The following is a 1,361-nucleotide window of genomic DNA, read 5'->3' on the forward strand; positions in this document are numbered from 1 at the left end:
GTCGGCGCAAGCGTTCGCTGGTGCGCGAGGTGCCGCTGATCATCCTGGTGGCGCTGCTGGTGGCGCTGGTGCTGAAGACCTTCCTGGTCCAGGTGCTGCCCGCCGCCGTGGTCGCTGACCAGCACCTTGGCCTCGCGCACTGAGGGGTGCGAGGCGATCGCGTGCTCGATCTCGGTGAGCTCGACCCGCACGCCGCCGATCTTCACCTGCTGGTCGCGCCGGCCGTCGAAGTAGAGCAGCCCGTTCGTGCCGTAGTGGCCGAGGTCGCCGGTGCGGTACATCCGCTTGCCGGGCAGCTCGGGGAAGGGGTTGCCGACGAAGACCCGGTCGGTGCGGTCCGGGTCGCCGAGGTAGCCGGTGCCCAGGCAGGCGCCGCCGATGCAGATCTCGCCGATCTCCCCGGCGCGGGCCGGCTCCCCGTGCTCGTCGAGCACGATCGCCCAGGTGTTGTCGATCGGTCGGCCGATCGGCACGGGGGCGCGGTCCTGCGGCGCCACCTCGTGGAAGACGGAGCCGATCGAGGCCTCGGTGGGGCCGTAGGTGTTGGTCACCCGCAGGTGCGGGAGCAGCCGCTGCAGGGCGCGCACGCTCTCCGGGGCGATCTCCTCGCCGCCGACCAGCAGCATCCGCAGGCTCGCCAGGCCGTCCACCAACTCGGGCCGGGAGTCGAGCAGTTCGACGAGAGCGGTGAGGATGGTGGGCACGAAGTCGGTCATCGTGACGCGGTGGCGCTCGATGACCTCGACGGTGGCGGTGAGGTCGAGGATGTCGTGCGCCCGGGGGATGACGACCCGGCTGCCGCAGGTGAGCGGCCAGAGCAGCTGCCACAGCGAGGAGTCGAAGGTGTGCCGGCTGTTCTGCAGCACCACGTTCCGCGGGGACGCACCGAACCGGCGGCCCATGGCGAGCAGCCGGTTCGCCAGACCGCTGTGCAGGTTGAGGGCGCACTTGGGGGCGCCGGTAGAGCCCGAGGTGTAGAAGCCGTAGGCGAGTTCGTCCGGGCGCGGCGGCGCGGGCATCGGCCGGGCGGAGGAGGCGTGCGCCGGTTCCGGGTCCGCCCCGGACACCGGATCGACGGCGAGCGCCGGGACGGTCCAGCCGCCCGGGGCGGCGCCGGGGGAGAGCAGGACCACGGCGGGGTCGCAGGCGTCGACCATGGCGCGCAGGCGCGGGCCGGGCCACTGCTCGTCCAGCGGGACGAAGACGGCGGCGGAGCGCAGCACGGCGAGCATGGCGACCAGCAGTTCGGGTCCGCCGGCCATCACCAGCGGGACGAAGTCGCCCCGGCGCACGCCGGCGCGCGCGAGCTGGCTGGCCAGCGCGTCGACCCGGCCCATCAGCCCGCGGTACGTCAGGGTGCC

1 protein-coding gene is annotated in these 1,361 nt (G+C 73.5%); it reads right to left on the reverse strand.

Annotation, left to right across the window (positions count from 1 at the left end):
* The coding region (locus ABZW03_RS40930; RefSeq protein ID WP_355269974.1) for an amino acid adenylation domain-containing protein at positions 1–1,337 on the reverse strand (1,337 nt) is incomplete at its 3' end.
* Positions 1,338–1,361 lie beyond the last annotated feature (24 nt).

It is taken from the genome of Kitasatospora sp. NPDC004799, from assembly GCF_040609095.1.
Lineage (GTDB): Bacteria > Actinomycetota > Actinomycetes > Streptomycetales > Streptomycetaceae > Kitasatospora.